We start from the raw sequence: 6,999 nt of genomic DNA, 5'->3' as shown, positions 1-6,999 counted from the left end.
TGTAGGACTGCTACACGCTAATTCCCAGAGAGCCTCAATCTTCTTGGTTGGTCAGATTCTTAGGCTGGCTGAATGCTACTCCTGGAAACCACTCCTCCCAATGCTGAGGTGCAAGCTCTCGTACTTGCTCAAGTACCTCTTTAGCAGCTAGACTCTTAGACAATTTTTTCTTCTTCGCCACCCCGCTACCTTCCAGCCGTTCACCCAGAACATCCAGCTCACATTTACAGATAAACCAATCATCTGAGCTGCCCATTTCGTACTCTGGATTCTCCCATCTCAATGTCTGGCAAATATCCACCAACATCCCAACAAAATTCTGACCACCACTGAGTGGTTTCATCAAAGCAGTCTGCATCGCTTTGGATAGGGAGGCTGCACTGGGAGCTGAATCTTTAGACGATAATTTAGCCTCTGGTAACGGAGGCTGTACACTCGCTTCTGGATTGACCAAGTTTTTCTGTAGATAGTCTTCTAACCATATCAAACATGCGTGATGACGAGCGGGTTGTTTGCGGGAATGAGTGGCAGGGTGAATCGTCGTCAAGGAGTCTCCAGAGATGATCACCTCTAACCAAATATGGAATGGGGGGGAATTCTCCGCTTCCAGATAGTTGAATGCTTCCCAGTTCCTTTCTTGATTGGAGGCAATGGTGATCACACTCGCCGCATCATAGATATGGCCAGACAGATACTGAATCACTTGCTGTTGTAGCTCAAGCTCTTTGGACTGAAAGAGCAACAGGTAGAGATCCTGTACGGCTAGTTGCTCAGCGCCTAACCGGGTCAATAGTTCACTGCGAAGTTCATCAACCCCCTGAGACTCAACCGCATATTTCAGGAGTCGTGTGAATTCTTTCCCAGAGAGATTTGCTAAGTCTTCGGGGGTTTGAAGTTGCTCCTGGTAGACCTTTTGATGGGCTGCTTTGAAGAACTCCGAGGCCTGCTCTTTATGCTCATCCTTGACCTGGGCAATATGCTGTCCCAATTCCGCCAATTCAGACTGTTTATAGGGTAGGCCTTGATGTTTGAGGCAGGCTTTGACAATCCGATGATTGATCAGGTCAGCGACTCTGCGAATCGGACTGGTGAAGTGGCAATAGGCGGGAAGGTTCAGGGCAAAGTGCCCTATCAAGACGGGACTATACACGGCCCGGTTCATCCAACTGTGCAACCGTTGACGAATGGCTGCATTTGACCCTAACATCAACAACGTTTGGTACATTGTTTCCCGATCTGGGGCAATGGCTCTGGCGGTGTGATTCCGATACAGCGCTGGGATATCCTGATCGGCTAACCATTGAGCGACGGCGAGGTTCGCCAGGATCATAAATTCTTGAATGAGGATATGGCTTGGATGAAGTTTACCTTGGATAAGGCTGCCTTCTTCTGTGAGCCACTGGCCTTGAGCCGTCTGGGTCGCTCCAATTGAACCTGATGTCAGCCGATTTCGGTACAGATGGGAGGCCCATTGGTGAGCCATTTCCAGAGTGTTATGAAAAGGAGTAGATGATTTAGGCTGGGAGGCTTCAGCATAGGTAAAGCGTTTGTGACTTACCAGCCAGGATTCAAAGATTTTGACGTCAACCATCTGGGCGTTCGGGTTGAGGGTAACCTGAACGGTAACGGTAGGTCGGGCTTCACCTTCCAGCAGGCTCAGCTTATTTTCGGACAGGGGTCTTGGCAGCATGGGTGCGTTCCCATTGCTGAAATAGCGTGTGACTGTGCGAGAGAGGGCTACCTTATCCAATATCGAGCCCATCTCCACGAGTTCGGAGACATCGGCAATATGTACGGAGAGGACTACCCCTGACTCAGTCGCTTCAATCCAGATAGCGTCATCCAGGTCTCGAGAAGTCGGTCCATCGATGGTGATGCCTTGAACTTGGGGACGTTCCCAGAGTTCATCAGCGAGGACAAGGCGCTTGGCTATTTTAATGACATCTGGGGAGAAACGGTTCTTGTTTTTGGGAGTCGTTTCAGTCGTTGCTTGTGGCCCATCTTGAATCAGTGGCTTAGATTTCTCAACTTGTACTACCGCTGTCACCTTAGCCTGTTCGATTGGTTTTTCCTGATCTAAGGTTATGGGCTTTTTATGTTGAGGTACGCCTTCAGACTTTGATGAAGGGGGTTTCAGCGTTGATCTTTCTTTCTGTTTGGCCTGCTTCTGGGAGTGCCTCAATGCAGCCTTCCGCTGGGCTATCTTGGATGCTGTGGTCTTGGGCTGGCCTGAGCTTATTTGAGCTTCAAGTTTTGCAATCGTACTTTTGAGTAGCTTGGCAGCAATTGGGTTGGTGCATTCTTGGAGCTGCGCTCGGAGCTGGTTCAGCTTTTCTGAAGTGGCAGTAGGCATGGGAAGCTCACGGGGACAAACTTTTGGTCATTCTAAGGCAGAGCGGTGGGCTTTGTCCGTTGATGATGAGAAGTCAGCCTGTTAGGACAGTTCTCGGGGTAAGTTGCTTCAAAGGCAACTTCTTGACGGTCCACTTCAGCCTGCCACTGCTCCACCTCAGATGCCAAAAGGGCCAAGTCTTTCTTCGGGAGTTGACCAAGTTGTTCCTGTCGCCATAATTCATGCTGGGCATGCCGGTAAAACAGATGAGCGACGAATATGTCGAGCTGATCCTGGAATCCAAATTGATGGTGCCAGTTTCTACTCGCTTCATTCGCCAGGAAATATCGACTCTCTAGCTGGGTAAAAGAGGTGTTAACGAGTTGGTTGAGTATTGTCGTCATTAAGCCAGTTGCGACACCACGGCGTTGCCAAGATGGGGAGACTCCCAACAACCGAAGATAGGGTTGCCGTTCAGGCTGCTCAATTACTAGAGCTATGCCTATGAGTTCCCTATCTGGTGAAATAGCAACGCATGACACTTTTGAGGGTTCACCTTTGACCGCGCCAAGATAGTTATCAATACAGCTTTGGGCTGATTCTTGAATATCCCGCTCTTCATAATTGCAATATTCAACGGAGTCGTGAAAGATCTCAAAGAATAGATGCTTGAGCTCAAGTACATCCGTTGACACAACAGGTCGGATCTTGAAGGACTGAGGGGTATCGTTTCGGGGGGCAACCTCGATGACGGTCAGAACAGATTGCTGTCTGGGCGTGAGGTAAGCCATCCCATTGAAATATTCATGCTTCCAGCCCAACCGCCAAGGCATAAGTTCATACTCTTCCCAAGACATGACGATGGGTTCACTCTTCACTCCACCTCCAAGGAATTCTCCACGAGAAAGCGTCCTGCTTCTAATGCCACTCGGCTATGCACGTAGAATTCTCCATCAGTGTGAACCTGTCTTTCTGGGGTAATGACCCAGCACTGATAGCCCCACTCTAAATCAAGTGAGACTCCGACGAGCCAGCCACCAGAGAATCCTAACAGTTCAGCAAGTGTATCTGTTGCCATTACAACCTCACCATGTGGAGGTAAAACATGAACAAAAGTATCTTATTGACACCATTTTAGTACAAGATTACTATATTGGTCTAGCGTCCCCCAATTCACACCTTTGGAGATTCACTCATGAGTGCCAAAAATGAAATGACTGAGAAGCAAAAGGCCCTCGACTTGGTGATGAAAAACGTTGAAAAGACGTTTGGCAAAGGGGCCATCATGCGATTGGGTGATGCCACTCGTATGCAGATCGAGACCAACTCTAGTGGGGCATTGACTCTAGACCTAGCGCTAGGAGGTGGTCTTCCTAGAGGACGCGTCATTGAAATCTATGGACCTGAGAGTTCGGGGAAAACCACCGTAGCCCTGCATGCGATTTCTCAGATCCAAAAGACGGGTGGAGTCGCTGCCTTTGTTGACGCTGAACATGCCCTTGATCCAGTTTATGCAGCAGCATTGGGTGTGGATATATCAGAGCTGCTTGTAAGCCAGCCTGATTCAGGTGAGATGGCTTTAGAAATTGTGGATCAACTCGTTCGTTCAAGTGCGGTGGATCTCGTTGTGGTCGATTCCGTTGCTGCTCTTACTCCCAGAGCTGAGATTGAGGGAGATATGGGAGATTCCCATATGGGGTTGCAAGCTCGGTTGATGAGTCAAGCGCTGCGTAAGATTACAAGCAATATTGCCAAGTCAGGTAGCACCGTCATTTTCCTGAACCAACTGCGACAGAAGATTGGAGTCACCTATGGCAGTCCAGAGGTGACCACGGGAGGTAACGCCCTCAAGTTCTATGCCTCCGTTCGCTTGGATATTCGTCGAATTCAGACCCTGAAGAAAGGCACCGATATGTATGGCATCCGCGCAAAGGTCAAGGTTGCCAAGAATAAGGTTGCACCTCCGTTTCGGATTGCGGAGTTTGACATCCTGTTTGGCCAGGGGATCTCAACCATGGGTTGTCTGGTCGATATGGCGGAGGAAACAGATATCATTGTCCGCAAAGGAGCTTGGTATAGCTATGACGGTAGCAATATAGGCCAGGGTCGGGAGAATACCATTCATTACTTTCTGGATAACCCAGAGTTTTCCCAAGAGGTTGAACAACAAGTACGCCAAAAGCTGGAGTTAGGCTCCAAAGTTTCTGCAAATTCCATCACGACCGTTGAGATAGAACCGGCTGATACAGAGGAAGTTGATGCATCTTAAGAACATCGACCTTCCAGGAGTATATTGCTGTAAAGAAGCCTAGCATCAAGTCTTAAGGTAGCTACCCATGCCCAGTAGTTCTGCTCATCCAGGGTCTCCTCCCATTGAACAACTACAGGGGGTTGTGGAGCGATTGACCTTCCATTCTGATGAGTCAGGTTATACCGTTGCTCGCCTCAAAGCACCCCGAACCCGTGAATTAATTACCATCGTGGGCAGCTTCGCCAATATCCAAGCAGGCCAAACGCTTCAACTCCAGGGGATATGGCGGGACCATCCTAAGTACGGTCCTCAATTCCAGGTCAAACAGTATAAGGAAACAAAGCCAGCGACTCTCACGGGCATTGAGAAATACCTCGGCAGTGGCTTAATCAAGGGCGTGGGTCCCGTGACGGCAAAACGCATCGTAGCTCACTTTGGGCTAGATACCCTCGATATTATTGAAACCCATATTGAACGATTGATTGAAGTCCCTGGTATCGCCAAAAAGCGCGTCAAACTGATTCAGACTGCCTTGGATAGTCAGAAGGCAATCAAAGAAGTCATGGTCTTTCTCCAAGGGCATGGCGTATCCACCACTTATGCCGTCAAGATCTTCAAGCAGTATGGGGATGAGTCCATTGAAACCGTCACCCATAACCCCTATCGACTGGCAACAGATGTCTATGGCATTGGATTTGTGACCGCAGATGAGATTGCTCGCAGTCTTGGCATCTCACCTCATTCTGAATACCGCTATCGAAGTGGTCTGCTACATGTCTTGAGTGAATCCGCAGAAGAAGGGCATTGTTATTTGCCTCAACCAGAATTGATTGATCGAGCGGTGAAGAGATTAGCTCTCCCTGACTATCAGCCCAAACCCGATCAAGTGGAGTACTTGATCCATGCCATGATCTCTGATGCTGAGCTAATCGTCGAACGGTTAACACATGAGGGCTCGACGAAACTGCTTTGCTACGCACCTCCCTTCTTCCAAGCAGAATTTCACTTGTCTCGACGAGTCCTCCAGCTGCTGGCCAGCTCTCTAGTTGTCGATAATGAACGGGTAAGGGCTTGGTTAGACCGCTTCATGGCTCAAACAGATGTGAGTCTCTCAAAACAGCAGCAGCAAGCCGTGGAAATGGCAGCGAGTCAGCGTGTTGTGATCCTTACGGGTGGACCCGGAACGGGGAAGACTTTTACCACCCGCACAATCGTAGCGCTCTGGAAAGCAATGGGGAAAGACATCGTATTAGCATCCCCGACAGGTCGAGCCGCGCAACGCCTCAGTGAAGTGACGGGTCATGAAGCAAAAACGATTCATCGCCTCTTGGAATTTGACCCCAAGACAATGAAGTTTCAACGGAACTCAGATAACCCGATCCCCGCTGACGCAGTGGTGATTGATGAAGCCTCCATGCTGGATCTGTTCTTAGCCAATTCCCTGATCAAGGCTATTGATACCAACGCTCAACTCTTGCTCGTGGGGGATACAGACCAGTTACCTAGTGTGGGACCAGGAAACGTCCTATTAGATCTGATAACCTCTGGGAGAATTCCCATTATTGAACTAACGGAGGTCTTTCGTCAGGCCCAAGCCAGTCACATCATCCGTAACGCCCATCGCATTAATCAAGGCCAGTTTCCCAACTTGGAATCCGTAAGTCCTTCGCCCAAAACAGATTGTCTCTGGTTAGGTGCCCCCGAACCTGAGAACGGTGTGCAAGCGATCCAGGAACTGATCAACGATCTTCTCCCTGAACTTGGGTTCCAGCCAGCACGAGATGTGCAAGTCCTATGCCCCATGACGAGGGGCGAAGTCGGTACTCGTAAACTCAATCAAGTGTTGCAAGCTTTGATTAATCCTCCTTGCCCCGATAAGCCTGAGTTGACGAGAGGAGGTCTGATACTCAGGGTGGGAGATCGTGTTCTGCAGCAGGTCAATGATTACAACCGAGAAGTATTCAACGGCGATATGGGAGTGATCGAGGATATCAATTTAGAAGAGATTGAGGTCACCGTTCACTATGCAGAACGCTCCGTTTCCTATGATCTCGCTGACTTGAATGAAATTGGCTTAGCCTGGGCCGTCACAATCCATAAGAGCCAGGGGTCGGAATATCCCGTCGTCATTCTGCCCCTGTACATGCAGCATTACATTATGCTCAGCCGTAACTTGCTCTATACCGGACTGACACGGGCGAAGAAACTGGCGATTCTCGTAGGCCCCAAGAATGCCATCAGCATGGCCATCAGGCAGATCAAAGATAGGCAACGATACACCTTGCTTGAGCGGCGTTTGGGAGGTGTTCCCAAGGCCAACGAATCACTAGCTTCCGCAATTCTTTAACGGGTCGTTAACATAGTCATCGATACTCTGGGTTGTTTAACTAACTCATGAAATCCCCATATTGTTGAG

General features: G+C 49.3%; 5 protein-coding genes. 2 read left to right on the top strand and 3 right to left on the bottom strand.

The genetic code is table 11. The annotated features are described in order from the left end of the window. Window positions 1-34 precede the first annotated feature (34 nt). Genes AM1_RS32070 through AM1_RS32060 form a run of 3 tightly spaced genes read right to left on the bottom strand, consistent with a single transcriptional unit; the run spans window position 35 to window position 3,410 of the window. On the bottom strand, window positions 35-2,353 hold the full coding sequence (locus AM1_RS32070; RefSeq protein ID WP_012167277.1) for a ribonuclease catalytic domain-containing protein: 2,319 nt from the start codon (window positions 2,351-2,353) through the stop codon (window positions 35-37). 32 nt (window positions 2,354-2,385) lie between these two features. After that, window positions 2,386-3,210 (bottom strand): GNAT family N-acetyltransferase, encoded by an 825-nt coding sequence (locus AM1_RS32065; protein ID WP_012167276.1) that lies wholly within the window; start codon window positions 3,208-3,210, stop codon window positions 2,386-2,388. After that, the gene (locus tag AM1_RS32060) at window positions 3,207-3,410 is read right to left on the bottom strand and encodes a hypothetical protein (protein WP_012167275.1); all 204 of its coding nucleotides are present in this window, start codon (window positions 3,408-3,410) and stop codon (window positions 3,207-3,209) included. The genes AM1_RS32065 and AM1_RS32060 overlap by 4 nt, the downstream gene beginning before the upstream one ends. Before the next feature lie 117 nt (window positions 3,411-3,527). Here AM1_RS32060 and recA point away from each other — a divergent pair, with 117 nt between their 5' ends. Then, window positions 3,528-4,601: a recombinase RecA gene (gene recA / locus AM1_RS32055; protein WP_012167274.1), complete on the top strand. Its 1,074-nt coding sequence runs from the start codon at window positions 3,528-3,530 to the stop codon at window positions 4,599-4,601. 67 nt (window positions 4,602-4,668) lie between these two features. Beyond that, complete coding sequence (gene recD2, locus AM1_RS32050) at window positions 4,669-6,930, top strand: SF1B family DNA helicase RecD2 (RefSeq protein WP_012167273.1); 2,262 nt, start codon at window positions 4,669-4,671, stop codon at window positions 6,928-6,930. The last annotated feature ends 69 nt before the right edge of the window (window positions 6,931-6,999 follow it).

The sequence above is a fragment of the Acaryochloris marina MBIC11017 genome (assembly GCF_000018105.1).
In the GTDB taxonomy this organism is placed as follows: Bacteria; Cyanobacteriota; Cyanobacteriia; order Thermosynechococcales; family Thermosynechococcaceae; genus Acaryochloris; species Acaryochloris marina.
This window is presented reverse-complemented; position numbering and strand designations above follow the sequence as displayed.

What these genes read in the sequence shown, in the direction of transcription:
- recD2 (WP_012167273.1), top strand. Translation starts at nt 4,669, where the DNA reads ATGCCCAGTAGTTCTGCTCATCCAGGGTCTCCTCCCATTGAACAACTA.
- recA (WP_012167274.1), top strand. Translation starts at nt 3,528, where the DNA reads ATGAGTGCCAAAAATGAAATGACTGAGAAGCAAAAGGCCCTCGACTTG.
- AM1_RS32060 (WP_012167275.1), bottom strand. Translation starts at nt 3,410, where the DNA reads ATGGCAACAGATACACTTGCTGAACTGTTAGGATTCTCTGGTGGCTGG.
- AM1_RS32070 (WP_012167277.1), bottom strand. Translation starts at nt 2,353, where the DNA reads ATGCCTACTGCCACTTCAGAAAAGCTGAACCAGCTCCGAGCGCAGCTC.